The 20,178-nt window shown below is 52.6% G+C and carries 15 protein-coding genes; 10 read left to right on the forward strand and 5 right to left on the reverse strand.

The annotated features are described in order from the left end of the window. Positions 1 to 157: 157 nt before the first annotated feature. Positions 158 to 2,290, forward strand: coding sequence for a TonB-dependent receptor domain-containing protein (locus HZS80_RS10230; protein ID WP_179916026.1), 2,133 nt, complete (start codon positions 158 to 160; stop codon positions 2,288 to 2,290). 154 nt (positions 2,291 to 2,444) lie between these two features. Here HZS80_RS10230 and HZS80_RS10235 read toward each other — a convergent pair whose 3' ends face one another. Beyond that, a complete protein-coding gene (locus HZS80_RS10235) occupies positions 2,445 to 4,403 on the reverse strand; it encodes a ligand-gated channel protein (RefSeq protein ID WP_035558826.1) in 1,959 nt (652 codons plus the stop codon). 190 nt (positions 4,404 to 4,593) lie between these two features. Here HZS80_RS10235 and HZS80_RS10240 point away from each other — a divergent pair, with 190 nt between their 5' ends. From HZS80_RS10240 to HZS80_RS10260, 5 genes are all read left to right on the forward strand, one after another. Further along, complete coding sequence (locus tag HZS80_RS10240; protein WP_179916027.1) at positions 4,594 to 5,508, forward strand: LysR family transcriptional regulator; 915 nt, start codon at positions 4,594 to 4,596, stop codon at positions 5,506 to 5,508. A gap of 85 nt (positions 5,509 to 5,593) precedes the next feature. Beyond that, positions 5,594 to 6,469, forward strand: coding sequence for an AEC family transporter (locus HZS80_RS10245; protein ID WP_179916028.1), 876 nt, complete (start codon positions 5,594 to 5,596; stop codon positions 6,467 to 6,469). A gap of 130 nt (positions 6,470 to 6,599) precedes the next feature. After that, positions 6,600 to 7,796, forward strand: coding sequence for a PQQ-dependent sugar dehydrogenase (locus tag HZS80_RS10250; RefSeq protein WP_179916029.1), 1,197 nt, complete (start codon positions 6,600 to 6,602; stop codon positions 7,794 to 7,796). Between the two features lie 52 nt (positions 7,797 to 7,848). Further along, a complete protein-coding gene (locus tag HZS80_RS10255; protein ID WP_035558838.1) occupies positions 7,849 to 9,294 on the forward strand; it encodes a sensor histidine kinase in 1,446 nt (481 codons plus the stop codon). Between the two features lie 11 nt (positions 9,295 to 9,305). Next, positions 9,306 to 10,706, forward strand: a complete 1,401-nt coding sequence (locus HZS80_RS10260; RefSeq protein WP_179916030.1) for a sigma-54-dependent transcriptional regulator — start codon at positions 9,306 to 9,308, stop codon at positions 10,704 to 10,706. 162 nt (positions 10,707 to 10,868) lie between these two features. Here the strand turns inward: HZS80_RS10260 and HZS80_RS10265 are convergent, their stop codons facing one another. Then, positions 10,869 to 11,372, reverse strand: a complete 504-nt coding sequence (locus HZS80_RS10265; protein ID WP_246361921.1) for a hypothetical protein — start codon at positions 11,370 to 11,372, stop codon at positions 10,869 to 10,871. A gap of 418 nt (positions 11,373 to 11,790) precedes the next feature. Between HZS80_RS10265 and HZS80_RS10270 the strand changes: the two genes are divergently transcribed. From HZS80_RS10270 to HZS80_RS10285, 4 genes are all read left to right on the forward strand, one after another. Beyond that, positions 11,791 to 12,993: a quaternary amine ABC transporter ATP-binding protein gene (locus tag HZS80_RS10270; protein ID WP_035558849.1), complete on the forward strand. Its 1,203-nt coding sequence runs from the start codon at positions 11,791 to 11,793 to the stop codon at positions 12,991 to 12,993. After that, complete coding sequence (locus tag HZS80_RS10275) at positions 12,993 to 13,820, forward strand: ABC transporter permease (protein ID WP_035558852.1); 828 nt, start codon at positions 12,993 to 12,995, stop codon at positions 13,818 to 13,820. Before HZS80_RS10270 ends, HZS80_RS10275 begins: the two co-directional genes overlap by 1 nt. A gap of 140 nt (positions 13,821 to 13,960) precedes the next feature. Continuing rightward, the gene (locus HZS80_RS10280; RefSeq protein ID WP_179916032.1) at positions 13,961 to 14,836 is read left to right on the forward strand and encodes a glycine betaine ABC transporter substrate-binding protein; all 876 of its coding nucleotides are present in this window, start codon (positions 13,961 to 13,963) and stop codon (positions 14,834 to 14,836) included. Positions 14,837 to 15,056: 220 nt separating this feature from the next. Further along, complete coding sequence (locus HZS80_RS10285; protein WP_035558858.1) at positions 15,057 to 16,697, forward strand: BCCT family transporter; 1,641 nt, start codon at positions 15,057 to 15,059, stop codon at positions 16,695 to 16,697. Positions 16,698 to 16,767: 70 nt separating this feature from the next. Here the strand turns inward: HZS80_RS10285 and HZS80_RS10290 are convergent, their stop codons facing one another. The 3 genes from HZS80_RS10290 to HZS80_RS10300 all read right to left on the reverse strand — a co-directional run bounded on the left by HZS80_RS10290 (position 16,768) and on the right by HZS80_RS10300 (position 20,078). Continuing rightward, positions 16,768 to 17,493: a 3'-5' exonuclease gene (locus tag HZS80_RS10290; RefSeq protein WP_179916033.1), complete on the reverse strand. Its 726-nt coding sequence runs from the start codon at positions 17,491 to 17,493 to the stop codon at positions 16,768 to 16,770. Between the two features lies 1 nt (position 17,494). Then, on the reverse strand, positions 17,495 to 19,405 hold the full coding sequence (locus HZS80_RS10295; RefSeq protein ID WP_035558864.1) for a DUF294 nucleotidyltransferase-like domain-containing protein: 1,911 nt from the start codon (positions 19,403 to 19,405) through the stop codon (positions 17,495 to 17,497). A 280-nt stretch (positions 19,406 to 19,685) separates the two neighbouring features. Further along, positions 19,686 to 20,078: a DUF4168 domain-containing protein gene (locus HZS80_RS10300; RefSeq protein ID WP_035558867.1), complete on the reverse strand. Its 393-nt coding sequence runs from the start codon at positions 20,076 to 20,078 to the stop codon at positions 19,686 to 19,688. Positions 20,079 to 20,178: the final 100 nt, after the last annotated feature.

Here is a 20,178-nt window from a genome sequence, read left to right on the forward strand (position 1 = left end):
CATTTAACGCAACGCATTGAGGCACTTAAGGTTTCATTTTACGCAACGGAGCGTTCCTACAATTTGCATCGCAAATAGGAACTTTTCTTTTTAGAATCACAAACCTACTTGATAATAAATATCATTAGAAAGCAAATCGTATTACCAAGGGATACACATGCACTACTTCACTCGTCGTACATTAACCAGTGCCATCGCGCTCGCCACATTATCTACGGGTGCCCATGCCCAAGAAGCCACTCAGCTTAATAAGATGGTGGTCTCTGCCAGTGGCTTTGAGCAAGCGTTGGTAGACGCCCCGGCCAGCATTTCGGTGATAACACGCGAGGAGCTAGAGCGCACGCGGGTGACGAGCATTGCCGATGCCCTGCGTGATGTGGAAGGCGTCGATGTGGGCGGCCAAGTGGGTAAAACGGGGGGCAGTAATATCAGCATCCGTGGCATGCCCAGCGACTACACCTTGATACTGATCGACGGGCGCCGCCAGAACGCAGCGGGCAGCGTGACGCCTAACGGCTTTGGTGAAACCTCGACCAGCTTCTTCCCGCCTGTCTCTAGCATTGAACGCATTGAGGTAATACGTGGGCCGATGTCGACCCTTTATGGCTCCGATGCCATGGGCGGCGTGATCAACATCATTACCCGCCGCGTTGGCCGTGAGTGGACTGGCTCAGTAGGTATTGAGAACACCTTTAACCAGGATCGTGACTTCGGCGATCGCCGTGAGATCAATCTCTACACCAGCGGGCCACTGATTGAAGATACCGTGGGCGTCCAGCTACGCGGGCGCTTTTATGAGCGCGACGCATCCGAGCTTGTCTACAGCGACGAAAACGGTGACCCGATCGAAGTGAGCCAGCGAGGCCCCAGCCCTGTCGAGAGCGACATTTACAACCTGGGCGGCAAACTGACCTGGACCCCGAACGGCGACAATGACCTTTGGGTTGATGGTGAAATCAACCGGCAGCGCTATAACAACGATGAGTGCCAGCTGGGCACGCTGGATGGCCGTACTCGCAGTTGCGACCCCGAACCCGGCGAAGCCTTTGGCTACTCTGATGAGCTGCGTTTCGAGCGTGAGCAAGTCGCGATTGGCCACACGGGGCGATTTGCGTCGGGCACTTTAGAATCCAGCCTAATGCGCAATACCACTGAAACCAAAGGGCGCACCATTCCAGGCACCATCGGTGAAGCTTACGATGGTTTTCCCGGCATTGTCGGCGGCGACCCGCGCGAGCTTGAGACGACTAACACGGTGCTCGATAGCAAGTTCATCATGCCGTTAGGCAATCACATGACCACCGTAGGGATGCAGTGGTGGGATGCCGAACTTAACGACGACCTGGCAGGGGAAACCTTTGAGCAAACCACGTGGTCACTATTTGCTGAAGACGAGTGGCTGTTGCAAGAGAACTTAGCGCTTACTTTAGGCGGCCGCTATGACCATCACGATGCCTTTGGCAGCCAGTTTAGCCCACGTAGTTACCTGGTCTGGAACACGACGCCGGAGTGGACGCTAAAAGGGGGCATTAGCCGCGGCTACAAAACGCCCACACTTAATGCCCTGCACGACGGCATTAACGGTGTAACAGGCCAAGGCACGGTGCTCACCATAGGCAACCCTGACCTGGAGCCCGAAACCAGCACCAGTAGCGAGATCGGCGCGCACTACGATAATCAACAGGGCTTCACCGTTAGCGCGACGCTGTTCTACAACCAGTTTGACGACAAGATTGCCAGCGGCAACGATATCTTGATTGAAAACGACCCGCTGATTCCTGACGGCCTGTATGGCCAAGACGTCAATATCGATGAAGCGATCACCCAGGGCGTTGAGCTCGCCACTGGTTATCAGTTCAACACGGATTGGCGCTTGAGTGCCAACTACACCTATACCGACAGCGAGCAACAAAGCGGCGAAAATAAAGGTGATCCACTGACCGACACACCCGAGCACGCGATCAATACCACGCTGCGCTGGCAAACCACTGCGAAGCTGGACACATGGCTTTCAGCGGAGTACCGCAGCGAGCGCTACCGTAATCGTGAAGGCGTTCGGGGCGCGCCTTCCTTCGACGATTTAGGTGATTTTAAAGCCTACTCGCTGTTCCATCTGGGCGGTAGTTACGCAGTCACCAATCAGCTTAATCTGAGCGCGACCATCTATAACCTGTTCGATAAGGACTTTGTCGACTACCGCGCCTATGGCAATGGCACCAGCTTTGGCAATGTCTACGCCAACAGCGAAGAGGGCCGCCGCCTGTGGCTGTCGGCCCGCTACGAGTTCTAACCCCTTTCAGCTCGCTACTGTTTCAATGCTGATTTCTGCCCCGGCCATGTGCCGGGGCTTTTTTGTTTATTAGCACATACTTTTCTCAACCCCAAAAAAGCGGCTATCGCTGGATAGCCGCTGCAGTGATGCGTTGATTGTTTGAACGTTACATCTAAAACGCGACGTTAAGGCCTAGCCAAACCCGACGGCCATCTTCCACATAGCCGTACTCGTCGTAATCGATCGCTTCGTCAAACAGGTTATAAATGCCCGCATTGAGTTGCGTCGTTTCATTAAGTTGGTAGCCAACGCCTGCATCCACAAAGGTGTAGGAAGGCGCTACGATGGCGCTTTGCGAAGGGCCGGTGTTGGGTTGGCTCTCTTCACCGCGATAAGTCACTTTTGTCCACTGGCGCAGCTTAGACGAAACCTGCCAATCCAGCGTGGCCGATACCTGGTGGCGTGGCAGTTGCGTCAGTGGCTCGCCTGCGTATTCACCGCTTTTTTGCTCGCTATCAGTGAAGGTATAGCTGGCTGTTAGCTCGACCGCCTCGCCTAGCGGCGCCGCTAAGCTTGCCTCAACCCCTTGGGTGACGGCCTCATCGATGTTGATGCGATAAGTGGGATCACTGCCAAAATCGTTGGCCTCATCGGCACATAGACCTTCAGGGCAGGCAATGCGAGTAATTTTATCTTTGAAATCATTATGAAAGAGTGTGAGACCACCACTTAGCCCGGCATCATTGGCGTATAACAGCGCCAACTCTTTATTGAGTGAGGTTTCTGGCTCTAGATCTGGATTTCCGTAAACATCGCCACCTCGGCTAGTTTGCCCCCAGTCAGCGGTGACTTCACGTAGGTTGGGTGAACGGAAGCCCGTGGATATCCCGCCCTTTAACGTCCAATCAGGCGTCATGTTCCATACGCTGTAGAGTCGAGGACTGATGTGACTACCATAGTTCTCGGCATCATCTAGCCGCATCCCGCCAGTGAGCGCCCAGGTGTCGGTCAACAGCCATTCGTCTTCGGCAAACAGAGCCCATTGCTGCTGCTCTACATGGGTACGGTCAGATATCTGGTTGGTTTGGTAATCGTCCAGCGACTCTTCTTCGTAACTCGCACCGAGGGTGAGCATATGTGCACCTAGCGGCATTACTAGGCTGGTTTTAGCAGTGGTATTGGTGATTTCAATTTCCCGAGATGGGTTTTCGCTGGTTTCCCGCTGGACAAAGCTTTCGCTGGTACCAAGATCAAAGCGCCCGCTATGGGTGAGCGCTACATGGCGGTGAGTATAGTCGTTGTAGCTGTCCGTACAACCGCCACGGCAGCCTTCTGATGGCGCTGACTTACCCATTAGTGATTGCCGCTGCTGCTCGGTAATTCCAGCTTCCGCGGTAAAGTCGTGGTTATCCGAGGCGGCAAGACTGAACCTCGCCGTAAGGCTTTGCAGGCTTTTATCTTCGTAGCCGTTAAGAATGTTGTCTTCGTCGCGCTGAGAGGTGCGCCCGTAGAGCTGCAGCCCTAACCGATCCCCTACCAGCGGGCCGCTTAGATAAAAATTGGCTTGACGGCTGTCGCCAGCGTCGCTGTCTTCTTGTAGCACCGTGTCGAGCTGCACATTACCGTGCCACGCCTGGGCGACTTTGCGAGTAATCACATTGATGACGCCGCCAATGGCATCAGAGCCATAGAGCGTCGACATGGGGCCGCGCACCACTTCAATACGCTCAATGGCCTGTAGCGGCGGCAGCCAATCCTGCTCAAACCCGGCGCTACCATTGGGCCGTGATTCACGCGAATTTTGCGGGCGACCATCCACCAATATCAGCGTGTACTGTGACGGCATGCCACGGATAGAAATGTCATGACCGTTATCTCCCGAGCCGCCACCGGTCACGATCACACCGGGCACATCACGCAGAGCATCGGTGACATTTTGATAATAGCCCCGCTCTAACTGTTCTCGCGAAATGACGCTAATAGAGGCGGGTGCATTGGTAATCTGCTGTTCAAAGCCGGAGGCCGTCACGACCATATCATCTAGTCGTGGCGCTTCTTGTGCCAACAAGGCGCCACTGGCAAGGCTAGAAACGGCGCTGGCCAGCAGCGTGCGACGCAAACAGGGAGACATAGTAAAATCCTTCATAGTGTGTGAGCGATCGCTCTATAAATGCGAACTATTAGCATTTATATATTTACACACTCTTTGCACAATAGGGTGAGACAGTGCGTTCAAAGAAACGGAACACAAATGCCTATTATTTTCATTCTCACCGAACAGTGGCACAATCAAGTCTCATCCTCTGCCCGTGGGCCTGATCATGTATGACTTCGATGAACTCACTGCCTTTGCTGATGTGATGACCACGGGCAGCTTGACCCGCAGTGCGCAAAAACTTGGCTTGGCCAAGTCGACCTTGAGCCGACGCATCAGCCAATTGGAAACCCGGCTCAATCAACCCTTGCTACGGCGGCAAGCCAACCGCTTAATACCAACCGAAGCGGGACTGCTTTTCCACAATTACTGTACCGAGCTTTTAGCGATGGCGGCCCATAGCCAGGAGGCGCTGGCTGAACTGCGCGAGGAGATCAGCGGTGAAATAACCCTTGAGGTGCATGGCGCTTTAGCCCGTAGCTGGCTAGCTAGCGCTATCGATGCGTTTTTAAATCGACATCCAAAGGTAGAGCTAACGCTTCAAACCCGTGAAATGCCACCGACGAAAATGCACAGCAACAGTGTGCATGTGTGGCTAGGGCCAACCCATGAGTGTGGGCTGAATCAGGAACGGCTGGGGTATTTAACCCGCGGGTTATATGCAAGCCCTCGCTATTTAGAGACCGCTGGGATGCCTAAGCACCCCGATGAGCTTACTCAGCATGCGTGGATCGACCTGTTGGGCTCGGCCTCGAATGGGCTGCTGCTGTCTCATTCTGAACATGGCGATTACACGTTTGATCCGCCCCGCTCGCGGCTGCGTGTGGACCTTACCGCTCTGCATATTGATGCCATCGCTCGTAGTCAGGGCATCGGCCTGCTCGCTCACTGGTTAACCGCAAAGCGGGAGCAGCATCATCCCGGCGAGTTGATTAACTGCCTACCCGGTTGGGAGCCAGTCCCCCTACCGATCACGCTGCTGTACGCTTATGGCCATCAATCCCGACGCACCCACGCGCTATTGGAGTTTTTACGTAGCCAAGTGCCCGCCCAATGGCGTACCTCAACCGCTACTGTTTAGGGTAATTCGAGTGTTTACCTTGCCAGCTAGCCCGCTCATTAACGACAATAGGCTGCTAACAAACCGCTGATTGCCAAGGAAAGTAATGCTTGCCGAACTTTTTGCCGTTATGGCGCCCGTGCTTGCCGGGGCAGGACTTGGCTTTTTATGGATCCGCTTAGGCCATCCCTACCCGGTCGACTTCATCACGCGGCTAGTATTTAACATCGGCACCCCTTCGCTGGTATTGGCATCCCTGGCGGGTGCCGACATTGATGCAGCCACCTTTGGCCAAACGATGCTTGCCGCCGCGTTGGTGATTCTTACCATGGGGGGCGCGACCTTTTTGGTGGCAAAACTGTTGCGGCGCAGCTGGCGGGTATTGCTGGCACCGATGATGTATCCCAATACCGGCAATATGGGCTTACCCGTGGTGCTTTACGCGTTTGGGAGTGCGGGGTTTGCCTACGGCATCACGGTCATGGTCACCGTATCGCTATTTCAGTTTACCTTAGGCGCTGCGCTTAACAGCCAAGGCAATCCGCTCAAAACCCTCGTTAAAACACCGACCGTTTACGCCATTCTTATTTCTATGGCGCTGTTACTGACCGGTACCTCGCTACCGCCTTGGTTGGCGAACACAGTAGATTTAATGTCTGGGTTCACGGTACCACTAATGTTGATTACTCTCGGCGTATCACTGGCCAGTATTCAGGTTAAAAACCTGCGCTCGGGGCTGGGGTTTAGCTTGGTGCGCATCCCTCTCGCCGCCTTGGCGGCTTGGTTTATTGCGGGCTGGGTGGGCCTCCCACCCTTGGCACAAAGCATTTTAGTGGTACAGATGTGTATGCCCGTGGCGGTATTTAACTATTTATTTGCGCAACGCGCTCAGCGCGAACCTGTCTATGTTGCCAGCCTGGTGTTCTGCTCAACGCTGCTAGCGTTGGTTTATATACCGGTGCTACTCGCCATACTCATGTAAGCCCGATTTTATCAATAACGCCGTTTAAGCACTCTTAGCGGAACCCCGACGTGAGTGAAGAGTCACTGCTAGACTGTTATTAATAACGGGTACTAATGATAACGGGCACTAACATCACAGAGGGCACGCTATGCACTATGCCAATAAGAGTCACTCTACCCGCCACTGGTTGGCGCCGGGGATTCGAGTAGCGGTGATTAGCGGGGCAATACTGGCGGCTACGATGAGCAACGCGAACGCAGAAGTGATTCAGACGTCGCTTGAAACCGAGCATTTAACCCTTTCTATTGAGCGTATCGCCGAGGGTTTTGAACACCCCTGGGCGATTGCATTTTTACCCGATGGCCGCTCGCTAGTCAGTGAACGCAGCGGGCAACTGACGCTTGTTGACCCCGAAAGTGGCGAAACACGCTCCCTGGAAGGTATGCCAGACGTCAGCACTCAGGGCCAAGGCGGCCTGTTAGATATCGTTTTGCACCCTGATTTCAAAGGGGGCAATGGCGCGGGTGACAACGACTGGATTTATTTCACCTGGAGCAAGCCCGATGACAATAACACGCGCTCGGCGCTATCACGCGTACAATGGCTGGGCGACGAACTGGGTGAGGTAGAACACTTATTTGAACAGGATCGCGCCTCTGGGCCTGGCCGCCATTATGGCTCGCGACTCGCTTGGCTACCTGATGGTACGCTGCTAATGAGCATTGGCGACCGCGGTAGCGAGCCGCCTCGCGCCCAAGCTAGCGATGACCACGCTGGCTCAACATTGCGCCTTACCGCCACCGGCGGCGTGCCTGATGACAACCCCTTTGTAGACGACGACGCCACACTGGACGAAATTTATACCATGGGTAACCGTAATATTCAGGGCATGACCGTGATGAGTAACGGCCAAGCTTGGGTGTCCGAACACGGCCCGCGAACCGGCGACGAGCTTAACCATATCGAAGCAGGCAATAACTATGGCTGGCCGGACGTTAGTCAGGGCAATGACTACGCCACCAATGAACCGATTGGCGAAGACTCGCTGCCCGGCATGGTGAACCCGGTATATGTGTTTGAAGGACGCTTTGCACCCGCCGGGCTTGCAGAAGTGACTAGCGACGCGTTTGGCGAGTGGAAAGGTAATTTATTGGCTGGCGGTCTCGGCAGTGAAAAGCTACTTCGCTTGCGCTTAGAGAATGGTAACGTAGCCGAAGAGGAGCTGATTCTTAATGGTGACATTGGTCGTATTCGTGATGTTCGCCAAGGCCCGGACGATGCTATCTATCTGCTTACCGATGCCCCTCAGGGTGGCCTTTATCGCTTGGTGCCAACGAATCAGTAACGCCTCACGCACTTGCAGATATTAAATGTATTAACACCATTATGAGCACCGCATGCGACTACGCAATTTAATAATTTTAACGGTAATTGTGCCGCTTTTCGTCGTCCTAGTGGTGTTTAGCTTAGTCGCCATTAAATCGCTTGAGGATAACGTACGCTCAAAGCTACAAACGGAAGTAGAGATTATTACCCGCACGCTGAGCTCTTCGCTGAGTTACGCGGTCACGCCGGACAGCAGCACCCCGCTCGAAGAAGCGCTACAATCGGCGTTTTCGTTCCACCGCATTTATGGCGCCTATGTATTCGATACCGACGGGCGCGACATTTACGGTCTAGGCCTTGGCAAAGACATTTTCAGCCGGGAAGAAATTCAGCAAGTCATTGAGCGCGATGATTTATATAGCAACTATCGACAGCACGATGGCTGGAATTACTACTCTGCGCTGACACCCCTGCGCTCACAAGATGGCACTGTGTATGGCGTGCTGCAGGTTAACCGACTCAATACCGGCATTGAGAGCTATACTGGCTTTATCAGCATTGTGGCCGTGTTGGTCTTTGTGGTCGGCGCTGCAGGGATTGTATTTAGTATCTGGTGGGGGTTTCGCCGCCATATCGAGCGCCCGCTTAATCGACTGCTGCACGTAATGTTGCTGGTGGAAGATGGTGACCGCAGCCAGCGCGCCACCGAAGACGGCCCTACCGAATATCGCCACCTCGCCTCTGGGTTAAATGGCATGCTGGACGCGATGGCAGAGAAAGACCAAGAAATCGAAGACCGCCAGCGGCGTGAAATAGAGCTTGAAAAGCGTCTACGCAAATCGAAAAAACTAGCCGAACTAGGCGTTCTTGCAGCGGGGGTTGCCCACGAAATAGGTGCACCGCTAACGGTAATCAATGGCCAAGCTCAACGCCTGGCTCGCCGCGATGTGATTGGTGATGACGAACGCGCAAGGCTAGGCCGCATTCGCGGCGAAGTGGAACGCATCGTCGAAATTGTGCGTCAATTGATGGAATTAGGCCGTCAACATAACGTAGAGAAAGGCGAGTTAGCACTCGACCAGCTTATTATAAGTGCCAGCGATTTGGTTGAAGAGGAGCTTGAACCACGCAACATTCGTCTAGACATTGAATTACCGTCACCGATACCCAACTTAATCGCTAATGGTCAGCAGCTTATTCAGGTGCTGACCAATTTACTCAGAAATGCGGCGCAAGCGCCCGAAGTAAGCCGCATCAGGGTTCGAGCCCAACAGCAAGAACATGAATTAATACTGTGGGTAGAAGATGATGGCCCGGGCATACCCGACTCCCATCATCATAAAGTGTTCGATCCATTTTTTACCACCAAACCCGTCGGCCAAGGCAGTGGTTTGGGGCTCTCTATGGTACATCGCATTATTAACGACCACGGCGGCACGATCGGCGTGTTTGACAGCGTCCTTGGTGGCGCTGGTTTTGAAATTACACTACCCCTTAGTGAAACCGTATCCGCGTGAGGACAACGTTTGTGACCCATCAGGAACACCTTTTACCTTTATTGGTGGTGGAAGATGACGCCGCTATACGTGAGTTATTAGAGGAAGAACTGCAGGATGCAGGCTATACCACGCTGGGTGTCCCTAGCGCTGAAGAAGCTATTGCCTTATTGAGCCACACCACCGTCTCGCTGGTAATCACCGACGTACGTTTGCCGGGTATGACAGGCATACAGTTACTTCAGCAACTCCGCCAAACGGGCAGTGAGTTGGGCATTATCGTGATTACCGCCTTTGGTACCATTGATCAGGCGGTCGAGGCATTAAAACTCGGGGCTGACGATTTTTTAACCAAACCACTCGATTTGGATGCTATTCGGGAGGCCGTTTTTCGTGTGCTTGAACGGCAGCGTTTAGCCGTTTCTCATGATTCAGAGATCAGTCACTTCCACGGCATTGTGGGTAAAAGTCAGGTCATGCAGGCGCTGTTTCATGATGCCTCCCGCCTTGCCAAGAGCGACGCTCCCATCCTGATATTAGGTGAAAGCGGCACGGGTAAAGAGCTACTTGCTCGCGCCATTCATCAGGAAAGCCCGCGTGACGACCAACCCTTCGTACCGGTTAACTGCGCGAGCATTCCCGCCGACTTGATGGAAAGTGAGTTCTTTGGCCATGTAAAAGGCGCTTTTACCGGCGCTAGCGAAGCGCGCAAAGGACTATTTCAAAGCGCCCAGGGCGGCAGCCTGTTCTTAGATGAAATTGGTGAAATGCCGATTAATCTGCAGGCTAAATTATTGCGTGCCCTTCAGGAGAAAACCGTGCGCCCAGTGGGTGGCGAGCGCGAAGAGCCGGTGGATGTGCGCATCATCGCTGCGACCCATCGCAATCTAGAAAAAGAGATAGAACAAGGTAACTTCCGTAGCGACCTTTTTTACCGGTTGGAAACTTTTTCACTGCGCATTCCGCCGCTGCGTGAACGCGACACCGATATCGAGCATCTTGTTTTTGCCCTTATCGATAAGCACTCTGAGGCACAGGGCAAGCAGATTGAGCAAATCGAACCCGAAGCACTCAATAGTTTGCTTAATTACGCCTACCCCGGCAACGTTCGCGAATTGGAAAACGCCATTATGCGCGGCGTTACGCTGAGCGAAGATGGCTCGCTAAGCCACAAGGATTTACCCGAGCGCCTGCGGGAAAAATCAACGGTTGAAACCGGCACGCCTATAGTGCCTTCCGTCAGTGGCGAACTGCTCGCGGGAGGCCAACTGCCAGTACCGCCGCCGATTCGCTGGCCCAGCTTGGAAGAAGTCGAAAAACGCTATATTAACAAAGTCTTGGAAGCCACAGGGGGCAATAAGCGGCGCACGGCAGAGGTGCTGGGCATCGCGCGCAGAACACTCTACCGCCGCCTTGAAGATAATGAAGAGTAATTGACGCGACCCTGCTAGCTGATTAAACAGGATTAAAAAAACCCCCGCGGGCGCGGGGGCGAAAAGGATGGCAAACCGTTTGGAGCAGCCGCAGGGAACAGACAGCTGATGCGATTTACCATCGTAGGGAGCGGTACACTAACAATTAATAATGACTAGCTATCACTGATTACTGGTTTCCTCATCATCGTCATCTGGGGTGGCATCTGAATCTTCACTGTCTCCCGGCATCGGGTCAGTGCCTTCACCGAAACCCGCTGCATCTTCTTCGGGGTCCATTGTTCCCGTGGCGGGTTCATCCATTGTATCTTCAGGCATGTTCTCTTCTGACATGCTCTCTTCTGACATGCTCTCTTCAGACATAGGCGCTTCAGATTCAGCGCCTGTACTTTGCGTCATAGACCCTTCTGAACCTGAATTCTCTTCAAGACCTGGATCCTGCTCCATTGCAGCAGGCTCTTCACTCATACTCGGCTCAGGCTCAGGCTCAGCGGTAGGGTCTTGCTCCAACGGAGAAGGCTCTTCCGTGGGTGTCGCCGGTTCTTCATTATCACCGCAACCAGCCAATACGATGACACTTGCTGCGGTTGCCATCATGCACAGCGTTAACCAACGTGGGCGCTTGGTAGCTTGCTGACTTTCAATTTGGTCATGTTGATTATCCATAATACCCACCTCCATTGATGAGACCGTTAATCTCTACTCTGCAACATGCAATTAATAAAACGTTTACTTGGTTAAATGAAAATTTGTCTTATACAAATTGTGACACGCTTATTAAGCACATTCATTTAATGTGCCAACTTCCGCATAAATAAAACAAACACTTTAAAATCATAAATTTAAATAATAATAAATATCAGCATCGACAGCAGCTACTCGAAATCAGGTGGGTAAAAAATGACACATGTAGCGTTAATTGCCCCGTTGAGCGAGCCGTTGTGACACACAGGCCCTACCTATGTATAATAATTATTAATAAATTAACCAACACAAGTTATCTTTTCTTTTATGAATGACGTTGTGCCGCGGCTAACGCTGCCATCAATGCACATTCATTCTGCTCAACAAAAAGGCACCGCCGATGGACGAGACACGACCCGTCAAAATTAAAGTGCGCGGCTTAAGCAAAGTCTTTGGCAAGCACCCTCAAAAAGCAATCGAGCTACGTAACCAGGGAATGAAGCGTCCAGAAATTCTGGAGAAAACAGGCCAGACGCTGGGGCTATCGAATATTTCGTTTGATGTCTATGAAGGCGAACTGCTGGTTATCATGGGGCTTTCAGGGTCGGGCAAGTCGACGTTGATTCGTTGCCTTAACCGCCTGATTGAAACGACCGAAGGTGAGATCGTCATCGACGGTGAAAATATTCCGACGCTGAAAGAGAAAGCGTTGCTGGAGTGCCGTCGCCGCCACTTCTCTATGGTGTTTCAGAATTTCGCGCTATTTCCTCACCGCACTGTGCAGCAAAACGCCGAGTTCGGTTTGGAAATTCGCGGCGTAGAGAAAGCAGAGCGACACAAGATTGCTCATGACTCGCTGAAACAGGTTGGCTTAGAGGGCTGGGAAGACGCCTACCCCAATCAACTTTCCGGCGGCATGCAGCAGCGCGTTGGCCTAGCCCGTGCGTTGGCCAACGATGCCACCGTGCTGTTAATGGATGAAGCCTTCTCCGCACTCGACCCGCTGATTCGTAAAGACATGCAGCAAGAGCTTTTGCAACTGCAATCCAAAATGCAAAAGACTACCGTCTTCATTACCCATGACCTGGATGAGGCGCTCAACATTGGCGATCGCATCGTGCTGCTGAAAGATGGTGAAGTGGTGCAGATCGGCACGCCGGAAGAAATTCTGACTAAACCTGCGGATGACTACGTGCGGCGCTTTATCGAAGGGGTTGATCGGTCACGTATTCTGACCGCTGAAAGCGCCATGCGGCCTCTGCGCTCCACCGCCCGCGAAAGCGATGGGCCGCGTACGGCGTTACACCGTATGCGTGACCATGCTATCGACTCTATCTATGTCGTTGATCGCGACCGTCGTCTGCTCGGCCTGCTGGAAGTGGATGCCGCTAGCCGCGCGATTGAAGAAGGGTCTGATTCAATCATTCCCTATTTAACTCAAGATTTCCGCAAAGTCCCTATGGATGAGCCGCTGCATAACCTGTTTGCCATGTTTAGTGAAAAGAGCTTCCCTATTGCCGTGATTGATCAGCAAGAGCAACTGCTTGGCGTGGTGGTAAAAGGCGCAGTACTTGATGAACTGGCACGAGCAGGAGAGCAATAATGGAGATCCCACGCATCCCGCTAGGTGATTGGATTGAAAGCGGCCTAACTTGGTTGACCAGCGAATTCTCCATGGTTACCCGCGGCATTTCCCGCTTTACCCAAACCGGCATTGATACTTTAAACAGTAGCCTTTTTTGGCTACCTGAATGGGCGCTGCTAGGCCTGATTGCCCTGCTATGTTGGCGGTTAGGCGGCACTCGCTTAGCTATTGGGGCCATCGCGGGCTTAGCATTAATTTGGAACCTGGGCCTGTGGGAGCCCATGATTGAAACGCTTACGCTGGTGGTGTTTGCCACCCTGGTGGCGATCGTTATCGCGCTACCGGTCGGCATTGCGGCGGCGCTGTCTAATCGGCTTTACCGGGTGATTATGCCGATTCTGGACTTTATGCAGACCATGCCCGCGTTCGTCTATTTGATTCCGGCTATTCCGTTTTTTGGGATTGGCTCGGTCTCGGCGATTTTTGCGACGGTGATCTTCTCGATGCCCCCCGCTATTCGCTTTACCACGTTGGGCATTCGTCAAGTGCCGGTGGAGCTAATCGAGGCCGCCGATGCCTACGGCGCCACCCGTGGCCAGAAACTGTTTAAAGTGCAACTACCGCTATCACTACCCACGGTAATGGCGGGTATCAACCAGACCATTATGTTGGCGCTCTCGATGGTGGTGATCGCCGCCATGATTGGTGCGGATGGTTTGGGCAGCGAAGTATGGCGCGCTATTCAACGCCTGCGTCCTGGCGATGGTTTTGAAGCGGGCATAGCAGTGGTTATTCTAGCCATGCTGCTTGACCGCTTGACGCAGTCACTGAGAAAGACCCGATAATCGGGAAAACGCATCAACTAAGCAAAACGGCAAAAGCGACTGTGTTGAGCCAACCGCTTGCTAAGTCGCTTCTGGCTAACCATGCTGTGTTTGGCAGCAGATTGACACATCAATAAATGTATACCCAAGGGAGAAAGTGAATGAAACATCGCACATTGAACCTCCGTATCCGTATTGCTTCACTGGCAATGTTAGCCGGTACAGGCGTCGCTATCAGCAGTGCAGCGCAAGCCGAGGAAGAGAAAGGCACCGTTAACCTAGCCTACGTCGAGTGGTCATCTGAAGTTGCTTCCACCAACGTGGTTGCCGCGGTTCTTGAGCAAGCAGGCTATGAGGTTGATCTAACCTCGCTTTCGGCTGCTGCCATGTTCCAAGCGCTCTCTTCTGGCGATGCGGATGCGATCGTTGCCGCTTGGCTGCCGACCACTCACGCCGATTACATGGAACGCTTGGGTGATAGCATAGAAGATCTGGGCCCCAATCTGGACGGCACCAAGCTAGGCCTCGTTGTACCTGAGTACACCGACGTCGACTCCATTGCTGATCTTAACGATAACGCTGACAGCTTTAATAACGAGATCATCGGCATTGACCCCGGCGCAGGCTTAATGTCGCTGTCCGAAAAGGTTGTGGATACCTATGACCTTGAGCTGGAACTGCGTAGCGGTAGTGGCGCTACGATGACGGCAGCGCTGTCGAGTGCTATTAATAACGAAGAAGATGTTGTTGTTACTGGTTGGACGCCTCACTGGATGTTCGCCCGCTTTGACCTCAAATACCTAGAAGACCCTGAAAACGTCTACGGTGGCGCAGAGCAGATCCATACTGCGGTTCGCGAAGGCCTGGAAGATGACATGCCGGAAGCCTATGCCATTCTCGATGCTTTTGAATGGACGCCAGAGCAGATGGGGGAAGTCATGCTGATGAACCAAGAAGATGGCAGCGACCCCTACGAGAACGCGAAGCAGTGGGTTGAAGATAATCAGGACGTAGTTGAGCAGTGGCTCGATAGCTAAACGACCTGTGCAGTAACTATAACGGGGGGCTTCGGCCCTCTGTTGTCGTTATAAACGCAATGTTTTAGCGAATAGGTTCATACTACGTTGAAGGCTGTCTTAACAGATTTGCTATTGTGAGCGCCTTAACGCGAGCCATGTAATGTTGGTTGATGGCCACATTCGGGTTTCTATTCAACATTTTTGATCGACACTTCTTGCTCGAAATAGAGAGGCTTCTGTGGATAACCACGATGATAAACGTCCCCCTGAAGAGCCGGTCACTGAGGGCATACCCGCCCCAGATGGCGCGGCGAATCTGATCGATACCGATTATGTCATCGGTCAAGACAACATCACCACGAATGCTATGGGTCTTAATCTTGACCTGCACGGCAAGGTATTTAGCATATCGGCGGTTGTGGTGCTGTTGTTTGTAGTACTGACGTTGGCACTGCAAGACACCATCGCCCCTATTTATGACGCTATTTTCGGTTTCTTGACCGGAAATTTGGCATGGTTCTTTATATTAGCGGCGAATATATTCGTCATTTTATGTATTGGTCTGATTTTCTCCCCATTAGGTAAAATCCGTATTGGTGGCGCCGATGCCAAACCTGATTTTACCTATATAGGTTGGTTTTCAATGCTGTTTGCCGCAGGCATGGGCATTGGCCTGATGTTCTTCGGCGTTAATGAACCGCTGACGCACTTTGGCACATCCTTTGACGGCGGCAGTTGGGCGCCGCTTGCAGGTGCGGAAGGTGATGCTGCCGGTGCTGAAGCGTTAGCTATGGCCGCAACCATCTTTCACTGGGGCCTGCACCCTTGGGCAATTTACGCGGTAGTGGCGCTTTCGCTAGCGCTGTTCTCATTCAATAAGGGTTTGCCGCTCTCTATGCGTTCGGTGTTTTACCCGATTTTAGGTGAACGCGTCTGGGGCTGGCCAGGCCATGTGATTGATATTTTGGCTGTGTTTGCAACGTTGTTTGGCCTGGCTACCTCATTGGGCCTAGGCGCTACCCAGGCCGCGGCGGGTCTTACCTACTTGTTTGACGCGCCAGAAAGCGATATCACCATGATCCTGTTGATCGTTGGTATTACGATTATCGCCATCGGCTCGATTCTAGCGGGCGTCGATAAAGGTGTTCAGCTACTCTCAAAAATCAATATCGCCATGGCGGCAGCCCTGCTGTTCTTTGTGATTGCAGTCGGCCCTACTCTGTTGATTGCCACCGGCTTCTTTGAAAACCTGTGGAACTATGCGGTGCACCTACCTGCGCTGTCTAACCCCTTCGGCCGTGAAGATGCCAACTTTAGCCAAGGCTGGACGGCCTTTTATTGGGCATGGTGGATCTCCTGGTCCCCGTACGTCGGCATGTTTATCGCCCGGGTATCCCGTGGCCGCACCGTTCGCGAATTCCTGATATCCGTTATGCTGGTGCCCTTTTTCGTGTCGGTGCTATGGATGACCACCTTCGGCGGAACCGCCATTGATCAATATGTGAGCCAGGGCATTGAAGCCGTGCGTGACGCTGGAGTGGATCTACAGCTGTTCGTCATGCTGGAGCAGCTGCCGCTATCACAAATCACCTCGTTCATTGCGATCATACTGGTGATTATTTTCTTTGTGACCTCCTCTGACTCCGGCTCGCTGGTTATCGATTCGATTACCGCGGGCGGTAAGGTCGATGCACCGAAACCACAGCGCGTGTTTTGGGCGATCATCGAAGGCGCGATTGCCATTGCACTGCTATTAGGTGGTGGTCTAACGGCACTACAGACCATGGCCGTCTCCACCGGTTTCCCGTTCACCATCATATTGCTAGTGGCCTGCTATGCCATTATCAAGGGGTTGATGAGCGAGCCAAAAGCGGTTTAAGCCTTCGCATACATACTCCGTAAAGCAAACGGGCAACCCACTGGGTTGCCCGTTTTTTTGTTGATAACCTTTAACACCAAATGTCTTTTAAGGGTGTGTGGGGCCGGTAATGGGTAGCAATTTGCGCCTGCAATAGCTCTGCGGTGGCCAACGCATCCACCAGGGCATGATGTCCTTGATAAGCGGGCAAACCATAGCGTTCGCGGCTAGCGTGCAACCGTATCGAAACCGGTGGGCGACCCAACCAGCGACGAAAGCGCGCCCAAAGCGTTTGGCGATGGAGCCGCGCCTCCAGCGACATGGTATCGATCATCGGAAACAGCACCCCTTCCCCACGGCGAGCTTTGATAGCGGCATCTAAAAAAGGCCGCTCGATATTGCGGAAGTGAACGACGACTAATCGACCCGCTAACGCCGCTAACACCTCATCCAATATCACTTCTAAATCTGGCGCCTGGGCAATCTCCGAGTGGGTAATGTGATGATAGGCAATCGAGGCTTCCGCCAGCGGCCGCGAAGGATTCACCACCCAGTAGCGCCGCTCGGCAAGCTTAATGCGATTAAGGGTAAACGGCACAAGACCAATACTGACAATGGCATGGCGCCGCTCATCCAGCCCGGTGGTTTCCATATCAAGTGCCACCATGGGCACCTCGGCAATCGGGGTTTCCGGATCAGGCAGCGGGGTACTAAAAAACTGTTGGATCGCCGAACTGGCGGCTTGCTGAGCCCGCTGGGCCATATAGCCAGCCCAGTCAGCCTGAGTGATTTTCTGACGTGGTCGTATTCCAAACATTTCAGCGCCCCTGCCGCTGAGCGGGCATCGGGTAGCGGAATTTGAGAAATTTTTGCGCGTTGCTCAGCACCTGGAAAGCGTCTTTCAGGGTGTGGCGTTCGCTATCAGCAACGTTTTCGGGCTCGATATTGTTGTCCGGCAGGCGATCCTCTTGCAGATCGATCATTTGATGGCGAATCCGCGACATGCATAAAAACTCAAATGCGTAGCTTAGCTTGTCGCTCATACCGGTCGCTAATAGCTGGGTCTTGCTGATGTCATTCAAGCGTTGAAAGGAGTTCTGTGCCTTGGAGCCGCAGGCCAAGGCGTGAATCCGCACCAAATCCACCATCGGTGCGGTACCGCGGCGTTTCAAGTTGATGGAGTTGTTGTGCTTACCATCTTGTTCCATCACAAAGGTACGGAAAAATCCTAATGGCGGCGTACGATTTAAAGCATTGCGCGCCATGGCGGCTAAAAACAGCGGTGATTTTGGCGCTGTCTCGGCAATCAAATCCTGCAGCGTTTCCACATAGAGGTCTTCGCCATAGCAACTATCCAGGTCAAAGAAAATCGAGCTGTGCAGCAGCCGTTCAGGCGTGGGATTGGCCATCCAATCCTGAAAATACCCCTTCCAAACGCTGAGCGGCTGACGCCACTGAGCGTTGGTCGCCATAACGTCACCTTTGCAGTAGGTGTAGCCGCAGGCGTCCAAACCATCGCTAACAATTTTCGCCAAGGCGTGAAAGTAAGCGTCGTGCTGTTCGGGAACAAACTCATCGGAGAGGATCAGCGCATTGTCTTGATCGGTAACAATGCTCTGCTCATTTCGCGCCATGGACCCATTGACCATAAAGCAGTAAGGCACTGGCGGCGGGCCTAGTTCCGCTTCGGCCATTTCTAGCAGCCGGCGGGTAAAGCTACGCCCGATGGTGGAAAGTGCACTACCCACCATCTGAGAATTGGCCCCTTCTTGTACCATCCGTACAAACGCCGCGCGTACATCCGGCGCTAAGCGTGCTAACCCTTGGGCACTGGATTGGTTAAAAATATTACTAACCAGATAGAGGCCGCTATGGGTTTCATAACGAATGATATCGGAAAGATGCACGACGCCTACCGGACGCTGTCGATAGAGCACAGGCAGGTGATGCACGTTACTGCGCAGCATCGTCAGCATGGCTTCATAGACAGAAGCATCTGATTGAATAGTAATTAAGCGTGAGGAAACCACTTCGCCCACCGTGGTTTGCGGCGATAGTCCCTCAGCCACAACACGAGTGCGAAAATCACTATCGGTTAAAATTCCACACATCTGCCATGTTTGGCCTTCGCTGTCTTTAAAGCTAAAGCGTGGGTTGTCACTCCCCTCTTTCAATACCAATAGCGCAGAGGCTTGGGCTTCGCTCATTTGCTGGGCGGCTTGCTGAACGCTGGTAGAGACTTCGACCATCACCGGATAACGCGTCAGCAACTTGCGTATCCGCGTGACCATCATGTCATTGGATTTCTTTTGCTGCTCGGCAGCGGTTTCTAACCGCGGCCGCTCTAACTCAACAAAATCAGCAAAATGATCATCTTCTTCACACAGACGTTGGAAGACCGCATCTGGAATAAAATAAAGCAGGGTATCTTCGATAGCCTTTGCAGGAAGGCTTACTTTATGATTACGCAGCAAGCTGAAGTGCCCAAAGATATCGCCTTCCCCCAGGCGATTATATAGCTCTCCATTTCTACGATAGACTTCTACTGCGCCACTGCGGATGTAACAAAGCTCATTTAGCGTTTCATTGAGCTCTAAAATATTGCTGCCGGTTTTGAAGTAGCTCACTTCCACCTGTTCAGCAATGGCATCGAGAAGATCGTCCGACAGCCCATCAAAAGGGGGGAAGCGTCCCATATGCTGGCGTATTTCTAGCAGTTCGACATCCATACGGACTCCTTAGGCTTGCCGGTCAATTGACTGGAGAATCAACACATAATGTAAAGTGTGGCGGGAAGGCCGGGTAAGGTAAACCCCGAGACATACAATAAAGACGACCATGCCGAGAGGGGTTAAGAAAAAGAGACCTGCAAAAGAGACAAGCAATAAAAAGCCCGATGCATATTGCACCGGGCTTTGGTGGCCGAAGCCAAACTGATAGTTAAATGGCTAATTAATTTACTAAACTAGCTACATCCAAAACACTATCAGCCAATATCAAACGCTAAGCTTAGGATTGGCTAGCCATTTCCTGAACACGCTGCATCATTTCTGGGTCTTGCTGAATAGATTGACCAATTGCATTGAAGGTATCAACATCTAAACCGCTGTCTTCGACCACTTCGATCATGCGGTCATTAGCTTCAGTGCGCACTTCCTGCTGCGCTGATTCATCTTCCGCTTCCTGCAGACGTTGGGTATATTCTTGAGAAATAACCGCAATTTCTTGAGAAGCATCGGCGAACTGCTGGAGCTGATCGTCAGAAAAATCCTGGGCAGGTGCTGCTTGCTGGGTTGCCATTGGATCTTGTGCCGAGCCTTGCTCTTGTTGGGCATGAGCAGTAGCCGTCATTAGACCAGTAGCGAGCAGGGCAGCAGAGAACAGAGCAGTCATACGTTGCATAATAATAAACCTCAATATTGCGTTATGTATGTGCCCAGTGTGACGCGCTGTTTTCGAGCAGGTTCAATTTATTATGTAAAAGTTAGTAACAAAAAGAACT

The organism is Vreelandella glaciei (genome assembly GCF_013415125.1).
Taxonomy (GTDB): domain Bacteria; phylum Pseudomonadota; class Gammaproteobacteria; order Pseudomonadales; family Halomonadaceae; genus Vreelandella; species Vreelandella glaciei.

Coding starts and splice junctions, on each gene's coding strand:
- HZS80_RS10230 (WP_179916026.1), top strand. CDS start 158: ATGCACTACTTCACTCGTCGTACATTAACCAGTGCCATCGCGCTCGCC.
- HZS80_RS10235 (WP_035558826.1), bottom strand. CDS start 4,403: ATGTCTCCCTGTTTGCGTCGCACGCTGCTGGCCAGCGCCGTTTCTAGC.
- HZS80_RS10240 (WP_179916027.1), top strand. CDS start 4,594: ATGTATGACTTCGATGAACTCACTGCCTTTGCTGATGTGATGACCACG.
- HZS80_RS10245 (WP_179916028.1), top strand. CDS start 5,594: ATGCTTGCCGAACTTTTTGCCGTTATGGCGCCCGTGCTTGCCGGGGCA.
- HZS80_RS10250 (WP_179916029.1), top strand. CDS start 6,600: ATGCACTATGCCAATAAGAGTCACTCTACCCGCCACTGGTTGGCGCCG.
- HZS80_RS10255 (WP_035558838.1), top strand. CDS start 7,849: ATGCGACTACGCAATTTAATAATTTTAACGGTAATTGTGCCGCTTTTC.
- HZS80_RS10265 (WP_246361921.1), bottom strand. CDS start 11,372: ATGGATAATCAACATGACCAAATTGAAAGTCAGCAAGCTACCAAGCGC.
- HZS80_RS10270 (WP_035558849.1), top strand. CDS start 11,791: ATGGACGAGACACGACCCGTCAAAATTAAAGTGCGCGGCTTAAGCAAA.
- HZS80_RS10275 (WP_035558852.1), top strand. CDS start 12,993: ATGGAGATCCCACGCATCCCGCTAGGTGATTGGATTGAAAGCGGCCTA.
- HZS80_RS10280 (WP_179916032.1), top strand. CDS start 13,961: ATGAAACATCGCACATTGAACCTCCGTATCCGTATTGCTTCACTGGCA.
- HZS80_RS10290 (WP_179916033.1), bottom strand. CDS start 17,493: ATGTTTGGAATACGACCACGTCAGAAAATCACTCAGGCTGACTGGGCT.
- HZS80_RS10295 (WP_035558864.1), bottom strand. CDS start 19,405: ATGGATGTCGAACTGCTAGAAATACGCCAGCATATGGGACGCTTCCCC.
- HZS80_RS10300 (WP_035558867.1), bottom strand. CDS start 20,078: ATGCAACGTATGACTGCTCTGTTCTCTGCTGCCCTGCTCGCTACTGGT.